At 70.9% G+C, this 20,394-nt stretch carries 15 protein-coding genes and 1 pseudogene; 10 read left to right on the top strand and 6 right to left on the bottom strand.

What is annotated here, in order from left to right:
- Nucleotides 1-151 precede the first annotated feature (151 nt).
- The 3 genes from ACFV88_RS05255 to ACFV88_RS05245 all read right to left on the bottom strand — a co-directional run bounded on the left by ACFV88_RS05255 (nucleotide 152) and on the right by ACFV88_RS05245 (nucleotide 2,499).
- On the bottom strand, nucleotides 152-568 hold the full coding sequence (locus tag ACFV88_RS05255; RefSeq protein ID WP_385486221.1) for a VOC family protein: 417 nt from the start codon (nucleotides 566-568) through the stop codon (nucleotides 152-154).
- 5 nt (nucleotides 569-573) lie between these two features.
- Nucleotides 574-993 (bottom strand): helix-turn-helix domain-containing protein, encoded by a 420-nt coding sequence (locus ACFV88_RS05250; RefSeq protein WP_385486219.1) that lies wholly within the window; start codon nucleotides 991-993, stop codon nucleotides 574-576.
- A gap of 108 nt (nucleotides 994-1,101) precedes the next feature.
- Nucleotides 1,102-2,499: a hypothetical protein gene (locus ACFV88_RS05245; protein ID WP_385486217.1), complete on the bottom strand. Its 1,398-nt coding sequence runs from the start codon at nucleotides 2,497-2,499 to the stop codon at nucleotides 1,102-1,104.
- A gap of 880 nt (nucleotides 2,500-3,379) precedes the next feature.
- Here ACFV88_RS05245 and ACFV88_RS05240 point away from each other — a divergent pair.
- Complete coding sequence (locus ACFV88_RS05240) at nucleotides 3,380-4,462, top strand: hypothetical protein (RefSeq protein WP_385486215.1); 1,083 nt, start codon at nucleotides 3,380-3,382, stop codon at nucleotides 4,460-4,462.
- Between the two features lie 132 nt (nucleotides 4,463-4,594).
- Here ACFV88_RS05240 and ACFV88_RS05235 read toward each other — a convergent pair whose 3' ends face one another.
- Nucleotides 4,595-5,773, bottom strand: coding sequence for an acyl-CoA dehydrogenase (locus ACFV88_RS05235; RefSeq protein WP_385486213.1), 1,179 nt, complete (start codon nucleotides 5,771-5,773; stop codon nucleotides 4,595-4,597).
- 535 nt (nucleotides 5,774-6,308) lie between these two features.
- On the opposite strand from ACFV88_RS05235, the gene ACFV88_RS05230 reads away from it, so the two are divergent.
- From ACFV88_RS05230 to ACFV88_RS05210, 5 genes and pseudogenes are all read left to right on the top strand, one after another.
- Nucleotides 6,309-8,426: a thioredoxin domain-containing protein gene (locus tag ACFV88_RS05230; protein WP_385486211.1), complete on the top strand. Its 2,118-nt coding sequence runs from the start codon at nucleotides 6,309-6,311 to the stop codon at nucleotides 8,424-8,426.
- A 238-nt stretch (nucleotides 8,427-8,664) separates the two neighbouring features.
- On the top strand, nucleotides 8,665-9,942 hold the full coding sequence (locus tag ACFV88_RS05225) for a glycosyltransferase (protein WP_385486209.1): 1,278 nt from the start codon (nucleotides 8,665-8,667) through the stop codon (nucleotides 9,940-9,942).
- A complete protein-coding gene (locus ACFV88_RS05220) occupies nucleotides 9,939-11,630 on the top strand; it encodes an ArnT family glycosyltransferase (protein ID WP_385486207.1) in 1,692 nt (563 codons plus the stop codon). The genes ACFV88_RS05225 and ACFV88_RS05220 overlap by 4 nt, the downstream gene beginning before the upstream one ends.
- 86 nt (nucleotides 11,631-11,716) lie before the next feature.
- Nucleotides 11,717-12,196 (top strand): annotated as a pseudogene (locus ACFV88_RS05215) (GtrA family protein); the annotation flags it as partial.
- A gap of 10 nt (nucleotides 12,197-12,206) precedes the next feature.
- Nucleotides 12,207-14,741: a galactose oxidase-like domain-containing protein gene (locus ACFV88_RS05210; protein ID WP_385486205.1), complete on the top strand. Its 2,535-nt coding sequence runs from the start codon at nucleotides 12,207-12,209 to the stop codon at nucleotides 14,739-14,741.
- Between the two features lie 174 nt (nucleotides 14,742-14,915).
- Here the strand turns inward: ACFV88_RS05210 and ACFV88_RS05205 are convergent, their stop codons facing one another.
- Both ACFV88_RS05205 and ACFV88_RS05200 read right to left on the bottom strand, forming a co-directional pair.
- Entirely contained in the window at nucleotides 14,916-15,149 is a 234-nt protein-coding gene (locus ACFV88_RS05205; RefSeq protein ID WP_385486203.1) for a DUF397 domain-containing protein, read from the bottom strand.
- 6 nt (nucleotides 15,150-15,155) lie between these two features.
- On the bottom strand, nucleotides 15,156-15,974 hold the full coding sequence (locus ACFV88_RS05200) for a helix-turn-helix domain-containing protein (protein ID WP_385486201.1): 819 nt from the start codon (nucleotides 15,972-15,974) through the stop codon (nucleotides 15,156-15,158).
- Between the two features lie 226 nt (nucleotides 15,975-16,200).
- Here ACFV88_RS05200 and ACFV88_RS05195 point away from each other — a divergent pair, with 226 nt between their 5' ends.
- The 4 genes from ACFV88_RS05195 (at nucleotide 16,201) to cas7i (ending at nucleotide 20,390) form a co-directional block, all read left to right on the top strand.
- A complete protein-coding gene (locus ACFV88_RS05195) occupies nucleotides 16,201-16,644 on the top strand; it encodes an ATP-binding protein (RefSeq protein ID WP_385486199.1) in 444 nt (147 codons plus the stop codon).
- Nucleotides 16,645-17,173: 529 nt separating this feature from the next.
- Nucleotides 17,174-17,863, top strand: a complete 690-nt coding sequence (cas6, locus tag ACFV88_RS05190) for a CRISPR-associated endoribonuclease Cas6 (protein ID WP_385486197.1) — start codon at nucleotides 17,174-17,176, stop codon at nucleotides 17,861-17,863.
- Nucleotides 17,851-19,332, top strand: coding sequence for a hypothetical protein (locus ACFV88_RS05185; RefSeq protein WP_385486195.1), 1,482 nt, complete (start codon nucleotides 17,851-17,853; stop codon nucleotides 19,330-19,332). Before cas6 ends, ACFV88_RS05185 begins: the two co-directional genes overlap by 13 nt.
- A complete protein-coding gene (gene cas7i, locus ACFV88_RS05180) occupies nucleotides 19,332-20,390 on the top strand; it encodes a type I-B CRISPR-associated protein Cas7/Cst2/DevR (protein ID WP_385486193.1) in 1,059 nt (352 codons plus the stop codon). The genes ACFV88_RS05185 and cas7i overlap by 1 nt, the downstream gene beginning before the upstream one ends.
- Nucleotides 20,391-20,394: the final 4 nt, after the last annotated feature.

Below are 20,394 nucleotides of genomic sequence, written 5' to 3'. Positions count from 1 at the left end.
CGGAACCCTTGCGGGACCTGGGGGAGCCGGGCCGCGGCCCGGCCCCGCGGCCCGCCGGACCGGTGTGAGCAACCCCTCACACGGTGCTGCGCGGGCGGTGGTTCGGACGGTGGCCGGGGTGGAGGCTCGGGCGGTGCCGCGGGCCGGGAGGTCAGGCCCGGCGGGGCTGGTTGAAGCGGAGCAGGTTGCCGGAGGGGTCGCGGAAGGCGCAGTCACGGACCCCGTACGGCTGGTCGACGGGCTCCTGGACGACCTCGCCACCGGCGGCGCGGATGCGCTCGAACGTGGCGTCGCAGTCGTCGGTGTGGAAGATGACACCGCGCAGGTGCCCCTTGGCCAGCAGTCGGGCCATGGCCTCCCGGTCGGCGGGGGAGGCGCCCGGGTCCGCGAGCGGCGGTTCGAGGACGATGTCCACGTCGGGCTGGTCCGGGGAGCCGACGGTCACCCAGCGCATGCCTTCGAAGCCGACGTCGTTGCGTACTTCGAGCCCCAGGACGTCGCGGTAGAAGGCGAGCGCCCGGTCGTGGTCGTCGACGGCGATGAAGCACTGCGAGAGGTTGATGCCCATGTGTTTCATGCTAGGCGCGGGGGAGTGATCCGGCCGTTCCGGACCGGCCGGGTGTGGATCTTGGCGATGCAGGCGGGGATGGCGGCCCCCGCGTCGTGCCGCCGGGCCCGGTAGGCGCTCGGGGTCTCGCCGACCAGTTCGGTGAAGCGCGAGCTGAACGAGCCCAGCGAGGTGCAGCCGACCGCGAAGCAGACCTCGGTCACCGACAGGTCGCCCCGCCGCAGCAGTGCCTTGGCCCGCTCGATCCGTCGTGTCATGAGGTAGCCGTACGGTGTTTCTCCGTAGGCGGCGCGGAAGCTGCGGGAGAAGTGGCCCGGGGACATCAGGGCGACGCGCGCCATCGCGGGCACGTCCAGCGGCTCCGCGTACGCGCGGTCCATCAGGTCACGTGCCCGGCGGAGCCGGACGAGGTCGTCCAGATTCACCCCTCCACCCTGCCACACGCCCCGCGCCCGCCCGCTGACGTGCCGCCCCCTTGACGTGCCGCCCCGGTGCCGCGGGAGCCCCGGCGGGGCCCCCGCGGCCGGCGCGGTTCAGAACAGCGAGGTCACGTACAGGCAGTTGGTGTAGCTGTAGCCGGGTTCGATCTTCTGTTTGCTCGACTTGGTGTCACCGAGGGAGGAGGTGCCCGTGGCGGCCCGCTTCTGGAGGAAGTGGTAGGTGCCGGCGGGCAGCAGCAGGGTCGTCTTCGGGTACTTCGAGGACGGCCCCTTGCACGCCTTGATCTTCTTGCTGCCCAGGAAGATCGGTGCGGGGTACTTGGTGCAGGTCGCGCACGCCTTGAGGGTGGCCCGACCGCTGACCGGGCCGGTGTAGAGCACCTCGACGGAGCCGGGGCCGTCGTTGCTGATGACCATCACCATGCGGGAGCCGCCGGCCGGCTTGGACGGCGGCAGCTTCTTCCCGGCTCCGGGCGCCTCGTCGGCGATCTCGGCCGCGATGGCGATCGACCGGGCGTGGTCGGCCCGCGCGCTGGTCGGGTAGTCCTTGGCGTACTGGGTCATCGTCGTGACGGCGTCGTCGAAGTCCTTGCCCTTGAACTGCCAGGTGCCGCAGGCGAACACGCCCTTCTGGACGGCCGCCGACGCCTCCTTCGCGACGTTCCCGACGGCGGGGTCCGTCAACAGGGCGAGGGAGGAGCGCAGGGCGCGCAGCTGGCTCGTGGCGCTGCACGGGGCGTCACCGGAGAGCGCGGTCGTCCGGGTCTCGATCGCGCTGCGCACGGCCGGCCCGACCTTGGCCGTGTGCTCGGACTCCGGGAAGGTGTCGTACAGCGCGTTCAGGCTGTCGCTGGCGGACGGTGCCCCCGCCTCCACGCCGAGCGCGGCGACCCCGCACTCGTAGAGGGAGTGCGCCAGCGGGTCGTCGGTCTTGGCCGGCCGGGTGCCGAGGAGGTCCTTGTCGACGGTCCGGGGCAGCCCCCTCAGGTACGTGAGCGGTGCGACGGCCTCGCAGTACGCCTTCTTCCCGTACGGAACCGCGATCTGCGCGTAGTACGTGTCCAGGCGCTCGGGGACGAGCTTCCCCGCCCGTGAGCCCCCATGCGCCGTGCCGAGGTCCTGGTACTCGCCGAGGGCCCTGCGGTAGATCGGCTCCGCCTTGTCGAAGGCCAGGCCGTCGGCGGACTTCACGAGCGTGTCGGCGGCGGCGAGGCGGTCGAGCAGCGCCTGTTCCTTCGCCTCGTCGCGGGCCGACCCGTACGCCAGCGAACCGCCGGCGGGCACCGCGAGCAGCACCAGCGCGAGCGGGAGCGCGAGGCGCCGGAACGGTTCGCCGAGGTGGAGGGTCGCGTGCAGACCGCGGCGGGCGCCGTCGGCGGCTGCGGCGAGCAGGAAGACGCCGTACCCGGCGAGGAGTCCGACGGGCACGCCGTCGACGTCGGCGGGGAGCGCGACCACCAGGAGGGCTGCGGTGGCGATCCAGCAGAACACGGCGCCGACCCAGTTGCGCAGGAGGACGTAACCGAGGCCCAGGCCGGACAGGTTGAGGATGCCGGTGGCCGCAGCCTGCGCGGGGTTCGCCTCGCCGCGCGGAGTGGTGGGGGGTGGTGCGGCGGGGGGTGGGGGCCCGTAGCCGGGCGGCGGGCCGCCATGGCCGGGTGGCGGGCTGCCGTAGGCGGGTGGGGCGGTGCCGTGGGCGGGTGGTGCGGTGGGGGGTGGCGGTGCGGCCCAGGGGCCTGCGCTGCTTGTGGTGGTGGGTGTGGTGGGTGTGGTGGGTGCGGGGCCGGCGGGCGGCGGGCCTGGCGGGGTGCCCGGCGGCGGTTGGCTGGGCGGCGGGCCGGGTGGTGTGCTGGACGGCGGGCCGAAGCCGGGCGTGGGCGTGGTTGCGGCTGGCGGCTGTTCCGATACTCCCGCGGTCTGCTCCTCGGCGGGTCCTGTCGACCCGGTCGGGCCCGTGGGGCCTTCGTCTAATGCGCCGCCGCCGGTCGACCGGTCGACCGGCTCGGGACGTGCGTCGTTCGGCTCTGCCCCCACTGGTTCCCCCTCGTGGGTCCATGCGCGGTGGCATCCCACCAGCGCCTTCTGGCACCTACCCTTCAGGGTTCCCGCACACGCGTCTACCGATCCGACAATCGGTGACCAAGCTGCGACCGACGGCTACGGGATTCCGCCATCCGAACGAAGCGGGACCCTCGTCGATCTGGTCAAGCCGAGAGGGCTGGTCCAGCCAAACCCCTGCCTCGTCCCTCCGACACGAACAGCATCCCGTGCCGAGCAATTCCGTAGGGAGGTTCGTACCTCGTCGACGAGGTAGCCGAGGCGCTCGGCGGGGATGTTCCCAGGAACCGCTCCATCTCTTCCGGGAGACCTCATGCCCGACGACACCCCGCCGACACCGGACCCCTCCGAGCACCGCCCGGGCGGCACGCCTCCCGAACTCACGACAGGGCAACAAACGGATCTGACGCCGGCTGCGTCTGATGAGCCACCCGAGCCCGGCACCTGTCGCCGCAGCGGTTGGCAACGGTTCCTGCCCCTGAGGGACGGTGCCTTCACGTCCACCTTCATCGTCGCTCCGGTCGTCGTCCTGGTCATCGGCCTAGGGATCGTCGGCGCCTTCTCCTGGATCGGCAAGCAGTTCGAGGAGGGGAAGCCGCCCCTCTACGTGTCCGGGAGCCACTCGCCGAAGAGCGTGGTCACCACCCCACCCGGTGCGTCGCCGCCGTCCCCGTCCCGGGCGGCCTCCCCCGCACCGGGTGCACGGTCTTCAGCGGCGGAAGGCGCACGGGCGGGCCAGTCCGAGGCGGGGGAAGAGGGCATTCAGTACCTCCGCGACGTCTACCTGTGCCCGTGGGAGGCATGGGTGGTGAACCGGGCCCCGGGGGACTTCGGTACGGTCCCCGCGCGGGAGGACGGCTCCCCCGACCCCGAGGTGATCAACAACGAAACGGCGGGCGACCCCGGTCGCACGCGCTTCACCATCGACGTCCAACCCGTCGACGACAGGCCCTTGCAGATCAAGGAACTGCGCATCAAGGTCCTCGAACGGAAAGCGGCTCCGGCCGCCGACGCGGCGACGTTGGTGGGACTGCAGGCCGGCGGCTGCGGACAGAACCCCACGACGCTGGAGGCCCGTGCCAACCTCGACGGCGGAGCCGACTTCGCGACCGTGAGGTTCGAGGGCAAGGGGCTGCCGCAGGAACTCGTCGAAGGGAAGGTCCTCAGCATCGGCATCACGGTGGAGACCCGCACCTGCGACTGCCGATGGGTCCCGGAGATCGTGTGGGCCAAGGACGGCGAGGTGAAGGAGACGGAGTTCCGGATCGACGGAAAGGACTTCCGCACCATCGCGACCGACGGGCTACAGCGCCGCGCCTGGAAGCAGGACCTCAATACGAGGGCATGGACGAAGACCGTGTTCAACGAGTCGATCCTCGGCCGGCGGGAGCCGTGAGGCACGCTCATGGCCCGCGGACGCGACCGACGGTGAGGTGGCGCGAGACGGCGCCGCTGGCCCACGGAGAACGGGGACGCCCGACCTGACCTGACCTGACCTGGCCTGGCCGACCCGCCCGGCCAGGTCAGGTCAGGTCAGGTCGAGGAAGCTCCACCGGGCGTCCGGCCGGGCGCCGCTCAGCCACTCGCCGCAGTTCTGGAGCACGACCGGGCTGGACGTGATGTGCTGCGCACCCGTGCCCAGGTCGCGCAGGAATCGGTCGAGCGGGCCGCGGCGGATCGCCGCCGAGCCGGCCCAGCGGTGCACGGTGTGGCCCACCTCGGACACGGTCGAGGTCGTGTGATTGAGCGCGAGACGGATCAGGGTGTCCTGTTCCGTGTTCGGCAACTCGCCTATGTCCAGGGTGTGTTCGACGTCCTGCCACACGTCGTCCGCCCAGGCCCGGGCGGCCCGCAGTTTGGCTTCGGCCGTCGCGTACTCCGCGTGGAACTGGGAGGTGTCGACCGCGGCGCCCCGCGAACCGCGCCGCGCCGCGGCAACCCGTTTCATCTCGTCCAGGAGCCGCCGGCCGACGCCGAGGGCCCACCCCGTATGCCCGATCGCGGCCAGGTTGACCAGACCGAGGCGATAGAGGGCGCCGCCGTTGACCGGGGTGTCCGTGGTCGCGACGTACGTGTACGCGCGCGGAACGTACGCGTCGGTGCAGTGGTAGTCGACGCTGTGCGTCGCGCGCAGCCCGAGCACGTCCCAGTTGCCGTCCAGCGTGACCTGCGACTTCGGCATCGTGAGGACCCGCTGTTCGCCGGTGTCCTCTACCTGTATCCCGCTGTGGACGTGGGTGGCGTGCGCCATCCCGGAGGCGAACTGCCACTGTCCGGTGACCCGGTAGCCGCCTTCCACGGGCACGGCCCGGCCGGGGCGCGTGCCGTGCCCGGCCACCAGCGCGTATGTCCCGTTCGGCACGTCCGGGAACAGTTCGGCCGCCGCATCCGCGGCGAGGTACGCCGCGGTGGTCCCGGTCACCATCTGTAGCGCCATCATGGTCCAGCCGGCCGCGGCGTCGTGGTAGCTGACCCGCTCCGCCGTCTGGATCAGCTGCCGCGGTGCGAACTCGTACCCACCGAGGCTCAGGGGTAGCTCCGCCCGCACGATGCCGGTGTCGAGCAGCGCCCGCGCCGTGTCCTGTGGAAGTTGCCCCAACTCCTCAGCAGCATCGGCCCGTTCGTCGAGCGAGCCGCCGATTGCGTCGATCCGTTCCAGCAACCCCGCCAGTTCCGCACTGACATGCAGCCGACCCTCGTCCCCCACGAAATCCCCTCCTTGCGGTCCGTACCAGATTCTCGCACTCATGTTCCGTACCCCCTTGTGACCTCCTTCCACCGCGGCCCGGGCTCACGATTGGCCTATGCCGGTCCCGCGACAGCGCTGCCATCGCTCGGGCCGGCCGGGTGCCGTGCGACGAGGTGGCTCTGGGGCGAGGCGGCTCTGGGGCGAGGCGGCGTTCACGCCATGGACTCCCCTTGACGGACTGAAGCCGGCGCGACACATCCTTGTGACGTCAGACACCAGGACGGGGGCGTTCTCGTAGAACAGCGGCGGGCGATCAGGCATGACGGACAGGGCATCCACTGGCCGAATTGCTGACCGCAGTTCTTACTGGAGCGCCTCGGCCTCGAACGGCTGGCATCCGACGGGAGCCCTGGGAGGGCTGGGCGCCCGGTGGGACCGACCGGAACAGTGGCGGGCCTGATCGAGAAGGGCCCTTGCACCCTTTGCCGACGCTTCTGGGTGTTGCGGTTGGCCGCTCTGGGCCGGCCGCCTCAGAGCGTGCGACGATGCCGGTATGAATCGCCTGGCCGAATCCCAGTCGCCGTATCTGCTCCAGCACGCCGACAATCCGGTCGACTGGTGGCCCTGGGGCGAGGCGGCGTTCGAGGAAGCGCGACGGCGGGACGTGCCCGTCCTGCTGTCGGTCGGCTACTCGGCGTGCCACTGGTGCCACGTCATGGCCCACGAATCGTTCGAGGACCACGCCACCGCGGCGATCCTGAACCGCTACTTCGTGAGCGTGAAGGTCGACCGCGAGGAGCGACCGGACGTCGACGCCGTGTACATGGAGGCGGTGCAGGCCGCGACCGGGCAGGGCGGCTGGCCGATGACCGTGTTCCTGACGCCGGACGCCGAGCCGTTCTACTTCGGCACCTACTTCCCGCCCGAGCCCCGGCACGGCTCGCCGTCCTTCCAGCAGGTGCTCGACGGGGTCAACCAGGCGTGGCAGGGCCGCCGGGGCGAGGTCGCCGAGGTCGCCGCGAAGATCACCAGGGAGCTGGGGGAGCGGCACATCGGGCACGGGGCCGGTCAGGCGCCGGGCGACCAGGAGCTGTCCCAGGCGCTGCTGGGGCTCACCCGCGAGTACGACGCGAAGCACGGCGGCTTCGGCGGGGCGCCGAAGTTCCCTCCGTCCATGGTGATCGAGTTCCTGCTGCGCCACCACGCCCGCACCGGCTCCGAGGGCGCGTTGCAGATGGCCGCCGACACCGGTGAGCGGATGGCCCGGGGCGGGATCTACGACCAGCTGGGCGGCGGCTTCGCACGCTACTCGGTGGACCGCGAGTGGGTCGTGCCGCACTTCGAGAAGATGCTCCACGACAACGCCCTGCTGTGTCGCGCGTACGCGCACCTGTGGCGGGCCACCGGTTCCGAGCTGGCCCGCCGGGTCGCCCTGGAGACCGCCGACTTCATGATGCGTGAACTCCGCACGGAGCAGGGCGCCTTCGCCTCCGCCCTCGACGCCGACAGCGAGGGCCCCGACGGGCGCAGCAGCGAGGGCGCCTACTACGTGTGGACCCGGGAGCAGCTGCGCGAGGTCCTGGGCGAGGCGGACGCCGAACTCGCCGCCGCCCACTACGGGGTGACCGAAGAAGGCACCTTCCCGGAGGGCGGCGAGGGCACCTCGGTGCTGCAACTCCCCCTGAGCGACGGCATGTTCGACGCCGGGCGGGTCGCGTCCGTGCGGCAGCGGCTGTTCGACGCGCGCGCTGAGCGCCCCGCGCCGGGCCGTGACGACAAGGTGGTGGCCGCCTGGAACGGCCTGGCCATCGCCGCCCTCGCCGAGGCCGGCGCCTACTTCGACCGGCCCGACCTGGTCGAGGCCGCCGTCAGCGCCGCGGACCTCCTGATCCGCCTCCACCTCGACGACTCCGCCCGGCTCACCCGCACCTCCCGCGACGGCCGCGCCGGCGCGAACGCCGGCGTACTGGAGGACTACGCCGACGTAGCCGAAGGCTTCCTCGCCCTGGCGTCGGTGACCGGCGAAGGCGTGTGGCTCGACTTCGCGGGGTTCCTGCTCGATCACGTGCTGGCCCGCTTCACCGGCGAGGAGGACGGGGCGCTCTACGACACCGCCTCCGACGCCGAACGGCTGATCCGCCGCCCCCAGGACCCCACCGACAACGCCACCCCCTCCGGTTGGACCGCCGCCGCCGGCGCCCTGCTGTCCTACGCCGCACAGACCGGCTCCGAGCCCCACCGCACCGCCGCGCTGCGCGCCCTCGGCGTGGTCTCGGCCCTCGGCCCGCGGGTGCCCCGGTTCATCGGCTGGGGACTCGCCGTCGCCGAAGCCGCGCTGGACGGCCCGCGCGAGGTGGCCGTCGTCGGCGCCGAGGGCGACCCGGCCCGCCGGGCGTTCCACCGGGCGGCGCTGCTCTCCACCGCCCCCGGCGCGGTCATCGCGGTCGGTACTCCCGCGGAGGCCGTCCCAACGACCGCTGAAGGTAAGGGAAGTGGCGCGAGTGGCGTCGAACTCCCGTTGCTAGCCGACCGCTTGCTACGCGACGGGCGCACCGCCGCTTACATCTGCCGGAACTTCACCTGTGACGCTCCCACTACCGACCTGGACGGGTTCCGGGCCGCCCTGGGAGTCCGTGTAGACATCAACAGCGGCGATATCAAGTCAACTTGATGAGTTGAAATCGCTCCCGGGCGGCCGTCCCGGGGGCGATCGGTGAACGCGCTTTCTCCCCTGCCGCGACCCGGAACGCCGCCGTCCGTACTCGAAACGACGACTCGCTCGAACGTGCGATGCGAAACAGGCCAATTATCGACTGAGCACCCCAACTTCATATAACCCTCTTAGTCTCTCCATATCGGTGGGGGGCGCGACGAAGTGTCGTGCGCCGAGGGGGATCTCGGGGGATCTGTTGCTCACGTCTGTCTTCATCGCCACCGTGTCGCTGGCGCTCTTCTGGATGGCGGCGTTCACGCTCTGGTGGCAGATGCACGCATGGCGCACCCCCGAGACGCTGGCCGCCACCCGCTTCGCCGACCCCGAGGGCGGCGGCGCCCTGTCGTTCTCCCTACTGCTGCCCGCCCGCCACGAACAGGCCGTGCTCAACCACACCATCCAACGCCTGCTGGAGTCCGGGCACACCGACTTCGAGATCGTCGTCATCGTCGGCCACGACGACCCGGAGACCACCGAGGTCGCCCGCCACGCCGAAGCCCGCGACCCGCGCGTCCGGGTCGTCGTCGACACCCACGAGGCCAAGAACAAACCCAAGGCCCTCAACACCGCCCTCCCGCACTGCCGGGGCGACGTCGTCGGCGTCTTCGACGCGGAGGACCAGGTCCACCCCGACCTCCTCACCCACGTCGACCACGCCTTCCGCTCCACCGGCGCCGACGTCGTCCAGGGCGGCGTCCAACTCATCAACTTCCACTCCAGCTGGTACAGCCTGCGCAACTGCCTGGAGTACTTCTTCTGGTTCCGCTCCCGGCTCCACCTGCACGCCCAGAAGGGCTTCATCCCCCTCGGCGGCAACACCGTCTTCGTCCGCACCGACGTCCTGCGCGAAGCCGGCGGCTGGGACCCGAAGTGCCTCGCCGAGGACTGCGACCTCGGAGTGCGCCTGTCCAGCGTCGGCAAGAAGGTCGTCGTCGCCTACGACTCCGACATGGTCACCCGCGAGGAGACCCCCGGCAGCCTGATGTCCCTGCTCAAGCAGCGCACCCGCTGGAACCAGGGCTTCCTCCAGGTCTACCGCAAGAAGGACTGGAAGCAACTCCCCACCGCCGGGCAACGCCTCCTCGCCCGGTACACCCTCATGACCCCGTTCCTCCAGGCGTTCACCGGCGTGATCATCCCGCTCAACGCGGCCGTCGCCCTCCTCCTCGACGTACCCGTCGGCATCGCCTTCATCTCCTTTCTGCCCGCCGTCACCGCCCTGGTGACCTTCGTGTTCGAAGTCGTCGGACTCCACGACTTCGGCAAGCAGTACGGGCTACGGGTGCGCCTGCCGCACTACGCCAAGCTCATCGTCGGCGGCCCCTTCTACCAAGTGCTCCTCGCCGGCGCCGCGCTCCGCGCCGTCTGGCGCGAACAACGCGGCCGTCACGACTGGGAACTCACCAGCCACGTCGGCGCCCACCTCGCCGCCGCACCCGCCGCCGCCCCGACCCGTAAGGACGCCCCCGCGTGACCTCCACCCTCCCCGCGGTGGACGCCTCCCCCGTCCCCGCGGGACGCCCCCGCGCGCGCCGCCGCCCCGCGCTGACCCACCGCCCCGTCGTCCGCTTCCGCAGCTCCCCCACCGACCTCGCGCTGTGCTGGACGCTCCTCGCCGCGATCGTCGCCGTCCAGGGCTGGAACATCGGCGCGTACCCCACCTTCAGCGACGACGAGGGCACCTACCTCGCCCAGGCCTGGGCCGTGCAACAGGGCGACGGCCTCGCCCACTACACCTACTGGTACGACCACCCGCCCGTCGGCTGGATGCAACTCGCCGCGCTCACCTGGCTCCCCGCCCAGTTCGCGCCCGAGACGATGACCGTCGGCACCATGCGCCTCGCGATGCTCATCGTCGCCGCGATCAGCGCCGTCCTCGTCTACGTACTCGCCCGCCGACTCTGGCTGCCCCGCTGGTCCGCCGGCCTCGCCATGGCCCTGTTCGGACTCTCCCCGCTCGCCGTCAACCTCCAGCGACAGATCTTCCTCGACAACATCGCCGTCCTGTGGATGCTGCTCGCGTTCTGCCTCGCCGCCTCCCCCAACCGCCACCTGTGGCACCACTTCGCCGCCGGGATCGCCGCCGCCATCGGCGTCCTCAGCAAGGAGACGATGCTCCTGGTGCTGCCCGCGCTGCTGTTCACCATGTGGCGCTTCAGCCACCGCGACACGCGCAAGTTCGCGTTCACCGGCGCCATCACCTCCTGCGCCCTCATCGGCTTCACCTACCCCCTGTACGCCCTCCTCAAGGGCGAACTCCTCCCCGGCGACGACCACGTCTCCCTCTGGGACGGCGCCGCCTACCAGATGAGCCGCCCCGGCTCCGGCTTCCTCCTCGACACATCCTCCGCCTCCCACGTCGTCCTCCAGGACTGGCTCTACTACGACCGCGTCCTGCCCCTCGGCGGCCTCGCCGCCGCCCTGCTGCTGCTCGCCACCTACCGCTGGTCGGTCACCGCCCGCGCCCTCGCCGGCCCCGCCGCCACCGTCGCCATCTTCGCCCTCGTCGCCCTGCGCCCCGACGGCTACCTGCCCGCCATGTACGTCGTCCAGGCCCTGCCGTTCCTCGCCCTCGTCCTCGCCGGCAGCGCCGCCAGCATCACCCACGCCCTGCTCCGCCGCGGGCGGCGCACCGACGAGAAGCGTCTCCCCCGCGTGCTGCGCATCGGACTCGCCGCCGCCCTCGCCCTCGGCGCCACCGCGTACCTGGTGCCCCGCTGGTACGACGGCAACCGCACCGCCCTCACCTCCGACGAGAGCGCGCCCTACCGCCAGGCCGCCGACTGGATGGCCCAGCGCGTCCCCGACCCCGCCCGCACCCGCGTCCTCGTCGACGACGCCATCTGGCTCGACCTCGTCCACGCCGGCTACCAGCCCGGCGACGGCGCCATCTGGTTCTACAAGGCCGACCTCGACCCCGCCGTCACCAAGACGCTGCCCCGCGGCTGGCGCGACGTCGACTACGTCGTCTCCTCCCGCACCGTCCGCCGCGACGCCGTCGACCTGCCCACCGTCAAGGCCGCCCTGCAACACTCCACCCCCGTCGCCGTCTTCGGCGAGGGCCCCGCCCGGGTCGAGATACGCAAGACCACGGAGGGCGCCGGGGACGCCGGTGACGCCAGGGGTACTGGAGGCACCAAGGGCACGGGGGGCGCCGGATGACCGCCGACGGCACCGTCCCCGGCGAGGTCGCCGAACCGCCCCGCCTCCCCGCGGACTCCGGCCCCGGCCCCGTCGCCCTCCCCGTCCTGCGCACCGCCGACCCGCTCGTCCGCATGATCGCCTTCGGGCTGATCGGCCTCACCGGCTTCCTCCCCAACCTCCTCGCCCTGCACGCCCTCACCACCGCGGGCCTCCACTACCTCACCGCCGAGATCCTCGCCAACCAAGCCGGCGTCGCCTGGAACTTCCTCCTCATCGAACTCCTCCTCTTCCGCGACCGCCGACACCACCGCCACTGGGCCGACCGCACCGCCCGCTTCGCGCTCCTCGCCAACGCCGACCTCGTGCTGCGCATCCCCCTCATCGCCCTGCTCGTCAAGGAATGGGACATGGCGCCGGTCCCCGCCACCGCACTGGCCCTCGTCACCACCTTCGTCCTGCGCTTCATCGGCACGGAGACCCTGGTGTACCTGCCCCGCAGACGCCGTACGCGCCGGGGCACCGGCAGCCGTACGGAAGCCCCCGACGGCCCGACGCACGCGAAGGGCACCGGCACCACGACCTAGGAGCACGCCCATGACCCTCACACCGGCGCGGGTCCGCCCCGCCCCACGCGCCCGCACCGTCCGACGACGAAGAACCGCCCTCCTCGGCGTGGTCACCATGGTCGCCGGACTCCTGCTCGCCACCCCGCAGACGGCCGCCGCCGCCAACCTCCTCACCAACCCCGGCTTCGAGACCCCGGGACCCGGCGGCTCCGAACTGCCGCACTGCTGGTCCAAGGCAGGCTGGGGCGACAACGACTTCACCTACGACACGGTCTCCGACGCCCGCACCGGCACCGCCGCCGTCAAGGTCGCCCTCAGCCGCCGGGCCAGCGGCGACCGCAAGGCCATGCTCACCGAGAACCCGACCTGCGCCCCGACCGTGCAACCGGGCACCCAGTACGACCTCAGCCTCTGGTACAAGTCGACCACCCCCGACACCGCGGTCACCCTTTTCCGCCGCGACACCACCGGCGGCTGGCAGTACTGGACCGACCTGCGCACCCTCCCCGTCGCCCCCGCCTACGAACGGGTCGAGGTCCGCACCCCGCCGATCCCGCCCGGCACCGACCAGATCACCTGGGGCGTCTCCGTCTACGGCGTCGGCTCCGTCACCACCGACGACTACGCCATGCACGCCGTCGCCGTCGACCCGCCCGACCCGCTGTGTACCGGCACGCCCACCGAGTGTCGCGACGGCCGCTGGGACGTCCTCCCCACCAAGAACCCCGTACGCTCCGCCCACGCCGTCGTCCTCCACAACGGCAAGGTGCTGCTGATCGCCGGCTCCGGCAACAGCGAGGAAGCCTTCGCCGCGGGCACCTTCACCTCCGCGATCTACGACCCCGCCGACGGCTCCTACCGGATCATCCCCACCCCCAAGGACATGTTCTGCGCCGGCCACGTCCAACTCCGCGACGGCAAGGTCCTGGTCATGGGCGGCAACCTGTCCTACCCCGCCGCCAACGGCTCACACGGCTACAAGGGCTACCGCGACTCGTACGTCTTCGACCCCGCCACCGAGACGTACACCAAGACCAACGACATGAACGACGGCCACTGGTACCCGTCCGCCACCGTCATGGGCAACGGTGACGTGCTCTCCTTCGGCGGACTGCGCGACGACTCCACCGGATCCGTCACCGCCGACCGCTTCTCCGCCGCCCAGAACAGGTGGCTGCCCACCCACCAGGTCAAGCAGACCTGGAGCTACTGGGGCCTGTACCCGTCCATGATCCTCATGCAGGACGGCCGCCTCTTCTACTCCGGCAGCCACGTCTTCGGCAACGGCACCCCGGGCACCGGCGCCTCCGTCTACGACTACGACGCCAACACCATCACCGACGTGCCCGGCCTGCAACGCAAGGACGAACGCGACCAGTCCGCCAGCGTGCTGCTCCCGCCCGCCCAGGACCAGAAGGTCCTCACCATCGGCGGCGGCAACATCGAGACCAACCCCAAGGCCAACCGCCTCACCGACATCATCGACCTCAAGGACCCCAACCCCCAGTACACGGCCGGACCGCCGCTCCCGCAGGGCACCGTCGACCGCGGCGGCGGCCAGGTCCCGCAGACCGGCGACGAGGGCAAGATGTACGTGTCCGCGGTGCTGCTGCCCGACGGCAAGGTCATGGAGACCGGCGGCTCCCTGCACAACCGCGCCGACCCCGTCTTCTCCTCCTCGCTCTTCGACCCGGTCACCCGCACCTTCGACAAGGTCGCCACCGACCCCGAGGCCCGCGGCTACCACTCCTCGTCGTTCCTGCTCCCCGACGGACGCGTGATGTCCACCGGCGACAACCCGGGCAGCAACACCTGGAACCACAACGTCTCGATCTACACCCCGCCCTACCTGATGAAGGGCCCCCGCCCCGCGATCACCTCCGTCGCCGACAACGAGTGGACCTACGGTTCCACCCAACGCATCACCGTCGACCGCGCGATCACCAAGGCGCAACTCATCCGCCCCTCCGCGGTCACCCACTCCTCCGACCCCAACCAACGGTTCGTTGACCTGCCCCTGACCGTCAACGGCAACACCATCGACCTCAACGTCACCAGCAACCCCAACCTCGCCCCGCCCGGCTGGTACATGCTCTTCGCCACGGACGCGAACGGCGTGCCGTCCGTCGCGAAGTGGGTCCGCCTCGACGGGCCCGCGGCGATGAGCCCGGCGGCCTCCGGTTCCCCGGGATCGGGCGGCCACGGCGGTCATCACGGTGGTGCTGGCGCTGGCGCTGGTGCGGCTGAGGCGCCGGCCCCGCACGTCCAGGACTTCGCGGACGACCTGTCGGCCAAGCCCAGGAAGCCGCTGAAGAAGCGGGGGTCCCAGCCCGTCAGCCCGACCGTCTCCGGCTGCGACCGCCACTACGGCGCCGCCGGGGTCTGCGTGCCGACGGACTACCCGCCGCAGGTCAAGGCCACGACCGCCGCCCGCTGCGACTGGCTCGCCCGCCACGACTACGGCCGGCTCAAGGTCAACGGCGAGACCGACCCGCAGCGACTCGACCCCGACCGGGACGGCATCGCCTGCGGCAAGGGTGACCTGCGCGGCAAGCGCCGCTGACGCCCACGGGGCCGGTGCCCGTACGTGGTACGGGCACCGGCCCCTGGTGTTGGCGGGTGCTGTCGGCTAACGCGCCGGGCCGAACTCGGTTCGAACCCTGAAGGGTTGACGACGACCCGATGGGCGTTGTTCTCGTTCACCGATGCAGGATGCTATCTGCGCGGTGGGGTACAGCTATGCGTTTTGGGCGGTCGTCGGGTCGTCTCCCACGAGGTGGTCGAACTCGCCCGCCTTGACGCCCAGTAGGAACGCGCGGAGCTTGGCGGGGGTGGTGGTCACAACCGTGCCGGGGGCGTCGCTTTCTCGAAGGAGGACGGTGTCGGCCCGGGTGGCTATCTCCAGGCACTGACCTTCATCCCCACCGCTGCTGTACGAGGACTTCTGCCAGCGGATCTCGTTACGTGTCATGGTTGCTCAGGCTTCCTTTGCGACATTGCTGATCAGGGTTCGGGACTCGTCAACGCTGAGAGCCACCTGACGGACCATGGAGAGCAGTGCGCGGTACTTGCTGAGCTGTGCTGTTGCGTCCAGATACACGCCTGCGAACGCAGTATCCACTTGGACGGTGTCCAGTTGCGGGACCGGTCCACCACCGTACGTGAACGGCTGGATGGACGAGGTCACACCTGGTGCGGTGAACGGTACGACGCGCAGTGCGGCGTTCTCCCGATGTGAGAACTCCAGGAGCGACGTGAGCTGATTGCGCATCACCTCGCCGTCGCCGTATCGAATGCGTAGTGCCGACTCGTGCAGTATCACCTCGACACCAGGAGGTTCGGGCCGGTCCAGAACGGCCTGTCGTTCCATCCGGTGGCGTACTGCGGTGTCGATCTGTTGCGAAGGCCGCTGTGTCACTGCGCCCTTGAAGACTGCGTGCGCATACTCCTCGGTTTGGAGTAGGCCAGGGACGATCAGCAGCTCAACCAAGCGCAAATCCACGGCGTGGTGTTCAAATTCGGCCAGATCGAGCGCGCCGCTGGGCAACTCATGGCGATAGGCGGTCCACCATCCTCTGGTGCGGTCATCGGCCATGGCGGCGAGCGCGTCCACGTAGGCGGCGTCATCCATCAAGTAGTGCGTGGCCAGGTGGCGTACGCGTTCACCGCTCACACCGTGCCGACCGGACTCAACGTGGCTAACTCTCGGGCGCTCCCAACCCAGGCTTGCGGCGGCCTCAGCGCTGGTCAAGCCCGACGCCTCCCGCATCTTCCTCAGCTCGGCACCGATGCGCACCTGACGTGCCGTGGGCTGGCCTCTGGGCGGCACTGTTCCCTCTTCTCCCGTGTCGGTCGTCCCCCCGACCCACACTCTGCCCGTATCCCTCCTTCGGGGGCAATCGAGGGCTCACTATTGCAACGTCTCATTAGTGTGCCCTACGTTCCGTGGTGTCGCTCAGGGTGCGTTCCGGATCACGAAGGGCCCTTTGAGATACCCAAGTTGCTGCGCTCAGGAGAGGCTCATGCCCGAAGTGCACCCCGGATTCCCCGGCCACAGCTACCGGTTCACCGCGCCCAATGTGGGGACGACCCCGAAGCTCGCCAGAGACCTGGTCGCCCTGCTGCTCGTCGCGTCGGGGCACGAGGACCTGACGGATCGGGCGCGGTTGCTGGTCTCCGAGGTGGTGACCAACGTGTTCCAGCACACGCAGGCCGCGTTGGTGACCGTGGATGCCACGGTGGGAGTCGACTCCGTCACCGTCCGCGTGACGGATCGCGAACCGGGTAGCCGCCCGCCCATGCCGCGATCCTTCCCGGAGGACGCTGACGAGCATGGGCGTGGGCTGATGCTGGTGGAGGCGATGGCTGACCGCTGGGGCGTCTCAGTGCACGGCGGACTGTCCCCGCTGGACAAGTCGGTGTGGTTTGCGTTGGACGGCAAGGGGGCGCGAGGCGCGCAGGGGTGAGGCCAACCCTCCAGGGCTGATGGCGACCCGCTGGTCTGCGGCCGGGCCCTTCCGGTCAGTTCCCGTTGCGAGCCCTCCAGGGCTGATGACGACGGGGACGGGCGCTGGCCAGGCGGACCGAGTGTGGTCGTTGCGAACCCTCCAGGGCTGATGACGACCCGAAGGTAAAGTCCCAGCTCGGAGCCGTCAAACAGCGGGCCCGGGCGGCGAATTTTGCAGCGATCCGCCGGTACTGCATCGCCGCAGGTCAAACGCGTGCTCACGTACCAACTCCGCACGGACGAGAGCACCCGCGCACACACCACCCTACGGCGCCGCCCGGCCGGAGAGCAGCCGTCGCGACCGCGCGCCCCGCAGCTCCCCACTACCAAACCAGAGCACCCCGCATCGGATTTTATGAGTATTGGTGCCCTGAACGCCCAAGCGTCACTAACGTTCTCGTTGCCGGTCGGCGGCGGGCCCGTGAACACCACCAGGTGCCGTCAGCCGAGGTAGCAACAGCCAGCGGACCCAATCGAGTTGGGGGAGCATGCGCGTCAGAGTTGACGTGGAAGCGGACGTACCAAGCCTGTCGTGGGACGACGTGCACGGACCCGCGAGAGGCGTGGTGTACGAGCTGCTGGGCAGCCACGACGCCGACCTGGCGAGAACGCTCCACGACGAGGGCTGGAAGGGGCAGTCGCTCAAGCCGTTGGGCGCGACGAGCCCACAGTTTCGCGGCGCGCGCCGGACCAAGGGCGTGTACACGACCTCCGCCGACGGCTCCCTGTGGTTCGGGTCGCCGGAACCACGGATCGCCTCCGCGTTCGTCGCAGCACTCTCGTCGCGCACCGAAATCCGTTGGGGCGCCGCCAAGTTACGAGTGCGGGGCGTCGCGCTGGACGTGGCGGTCCCGCCGACCTCCGGAATGGTCGAACTGGCCACGCTCACCCCCGTGATCGTCAAGCACGACAGCCGGTACGAACTCCCGGGCGACCCGCACTACCTGGACCGGCTCCACCACAACCTCACGCACAAGGCCGACCTGCTGGGCCTGCCCGCACCCGCCGACCTGCGCGTCGTGGGAGCCGGGCCCCGGCGTAGGTTCACCGTACGGGGCGCTCCCCGGATCGGGGCCCAGGTGCGTGTGGCCATGGAGGCGGACGGGCGTTTCGTGGAGGCGCTGCGGTCCTGGGGCCTCGGGCTGGACACCGTGCAGGGCTTCGGATGGATCAAGTGAACGTCGCCACCGCGGCCCCGGAACGACCCGTGATCGCCACGCGCCACCCGCTCCAACGGGGCGGGGCCTGGGCCGTGGCCGTCCTCGCGGGTCGGGCCCGACCGGACGAGGTCACCGTCACCGACCTCGACACCGTCGCCGCGGAGATCGTGGAGGACGTCGTAGCAGCCGCGACCGCAGCGAAGGACACGGCCGCGTACGACTGGTGGAAGGTCCTGTTCGCGCTGTACCCGAACTCCAAGGCCACGCACAGCAAGCGCCCCAAGGAGCCGACGGTCCTGCGTCCGGACATCGCCCTGCTCTTCCGGCCGGACCGCGAACCGGAGACGGAGCCCGTCCAGGCGGCGGCGACCCTCCGCCCTTGCACGTTCTGCGGGACGGGGGCCACCGTCGTGTGGACGAAGTCGACCCTGCCCCTCTACGACACGGACCGTGCGTTGAACACCCTCCCGCCGGGTGTCCCCGGCTGGCCGGTCTGCCGGGGCTGCCGCGTCGCGATGTGGGCGCTGCCGTACGGCGCCTGGCTCACGGCCGGCTCGGCTACGGTGCTGACCTGCGAGAACGAGGACGCAGAGCGGGACTTCGTAGCGCAGAACGTGTTGCGGGCCCGGCGGGTGACCCACCTCGGGTTCGAGCGGATGCCCGCCGGGACACGGTCCGAGCTCGTCGCCGTACGCGCGCTCAGGGCCGTCCGGGACGGGGACTTCGCCGCGTCCACCCTGTGGTCGTTCAAGAACGACAACCAGGAACCGTGGCTGCGGGTGACCCGTACGCGCCGCGCCGTGCCCGCGTTCCTGGCGCGGGTGGACGGGAACGCCGTGCTCCGCCGTGGCTGGCGCCTGCTGGAGATCGGGCTCACCCGCGTGGACCGCACCGGCCAGCTCGTGGCGCGGGGGCCCGACGAAGCGGCGCGACTGTTGTTCGAGGCGGAGGACGGCCGTAGCCGCTCGTTCCTCGGCCAGGTCCACGAACTGTTGAGCGGGTCGGACCGTCGCTGGCGCGCGGAGGACTGCGCGGCGCTGACCCGGCTCGCGTTCACTTACGCCGAGGAGATCCTGGGGATGACACCCGACCTCAAGCCTGTCGCGACGCTGATCGCGGACTGGATCGAGCACGGGAGCGGTAGCCCCAGGGGCCGGTTCGCCGAGTACCGCAACGCCGCGCTGAGCGACTACCAACTCGGCGTGCTGCTCACCCAGGCGCAGTACCGGTTGATGCTGGACGGACGACCGGCGCCCTCCGGGCCTGAGGACTGGAGCCCACTGATCCAGCGGCGCCCCCGCACCTGGGAACTGCGCATCCTGCTGTCCGCGACGGTCGTCCAACTCCTCCAGGAACGTGGAGTGACGGTGAACGACACCCCCGTGGACCCGGAGGAGCGGCAGCGGACGGAAGCGCTGCTGGAGCAGTCGAACCACCAGCGCGCCGAAGAGTACGAAGACGAAGAGGAAGAGATGGGGCCCGCGTAATGGCGTATCTGGCGGGGAAGATGGTGCTCGCGGTCGAGGCGGGCGCGCCGAACAACGGCAAGGGCGAGGACACCAAGGCCCGGGTGAAGCTGGCCCGGATCAGGGGCAAGCGGTACCCGTACGTGTCGGCGCAGGCGGCCCGCCGCTGGCTGCGCGACGGGATGGTGGAGCTGGGTGCCGTACCGTCGCCGGTCACCCGGGTCGGCAAGGCGCAGAACAAGGCGCAGAAGGCCAACACGGAGGCGGACCCGGTCCGTTACGCCGATGACGACCTCTTCGGGTACATGCGGGCGGGCGCGAAGAAGGACGACGCGGCGACGACCCTGCGGGACAGTCCGTTCCTGCTGGGCACCCTGATGTCGGTGGAGCCGGTGTACCCGACGGAGGACTTCGGGGTGATGTCCCGCGGGGTTCCCGAACCCGTCCTCCACGGCCACGAGTTCTACACCGCCGACCTGGCCGCACCGTTCCTGCTGGACCTGCCGCGGATCGGTACGTTCACCCTGCCCGACACCAACGGCGTCGGCCGCCCGAACTACCTCACCGCCGAGCAGGCGCTCCTCGCCAGCGAGGCGATCCAGGCCGGGGCGACCGCGACCACCTTCCGGGACCAGCCCGCCGTGCGGCTGCCGATCGAGGAGCGCCGCAACCGCGCCGCCCTGCTGCTGGAGGCCCTGGCCCACCTCAGCGGCGGCGCGAAGCAGGCCCTCCACTACGGGGACCGGGTGCCCGCGCTGATCGTCATGGTCCCGTTCAACGGCGGCATCAACCCCCTCGCTCACTGCATCGACGGCGAGGAGGGCGCGGGGCTGCGCGTACGTGGCGAGGTGCTGCGCCAGGAACTCGCGGCCTGGGCGGGGGAGTGGCAGGCCCCGGTGCGGATCGGCTGGCGACCCGGCTTCCGCGACGACCTGCGCGCCGACTTCGAGAAGGCGTGCGCGGAGGAGATCGCGAACGGGACGATCACCCTCGCGCACCCCCGCACCGCCCTGCGCGAGCTGGCCGGCGACCTCCGTGGGGGCCGGCTCGACGGCTGGTTCGACGACCCGGCCCGGTGAGCCC

Source organism: Streptomyces sp. NPDC059816 (assembly GCF_042732055.1).
In the GTDB taxonomy this organism is placed as follows: domain Bacteria; phylum Actinomycetota; class Actinomycetes; order Streptomycetales; family Streptomycetaceae; genus Streptomyces.
This window is presented reverse-complemented; position numbering and strand designations above follow the sequence as displayed.

Bases quoted from the DNA above. Each gene is read 5' to 3' on its own strand.
- ACFV88_RS05255 (WP_385486221.1), bottom strand. From the start codon at position 568: ATGGGCATCAACCTCTCGCAGTGCTTCATCGCCGTCGACGACCACGAC.
- ACFV88_RS05240 (WP_385486215.1), top strand. From the start codon at position 3,380: ATGCCCGACGACACCCCGCCGACACCGGACCCCTCCGAGCACCGCCCG.
- ACFV88_RS05230 (WP_385486211.1), top strand. From the start codon at position 6,309: ATGAATCGCCTGGCCGAATCCCAGTCGCCGTATCTGCTCCAGCACGCC.
- ACFV88_RS05210 (WP_385486205.1), top strand. From the start codon at position 12,207: ATGACCCTCACACCGGCGCGGGTCCGCCCCGCCCCACGCGCCCGCACC.
- ACFV88_RS05205 (WP_385486203.1), bottom strand. From the start codon at position 15,149: ATGACACGTAACGAGATCCGCTGGCAGAAGTCCTCGTACAGCAGCGGT.
- ACFV88_RS05195 (WP_385486199.1), top strand. From the start codon at position 16,201: ATGCCCGAAGTGCACCCCGGATTCCCCGGCCACAGCTACCGGTTCACC.
- cas6 (WP_385486197.1), top strand. From the start codon at position 17,174: ATGCGCGTCAGAGTTGACGTGGAAGCGGACGTACCAAGCCTGTCGTGG.
- ACFV88_RS05185 (WP_385486195.1), top strand. From the start codon at position 17,851: ATGGATCAAGTGAACGTCGCCACCGCGGCCCCGGAACGACCCGTGATC.
- cas7i (WP_385486193.1), top strand. From the start codon at position 19,332: ATGGCGTATCTGGCGGGGAAGATGGTGCTCGCGGTCGAGGCGGGCGCG.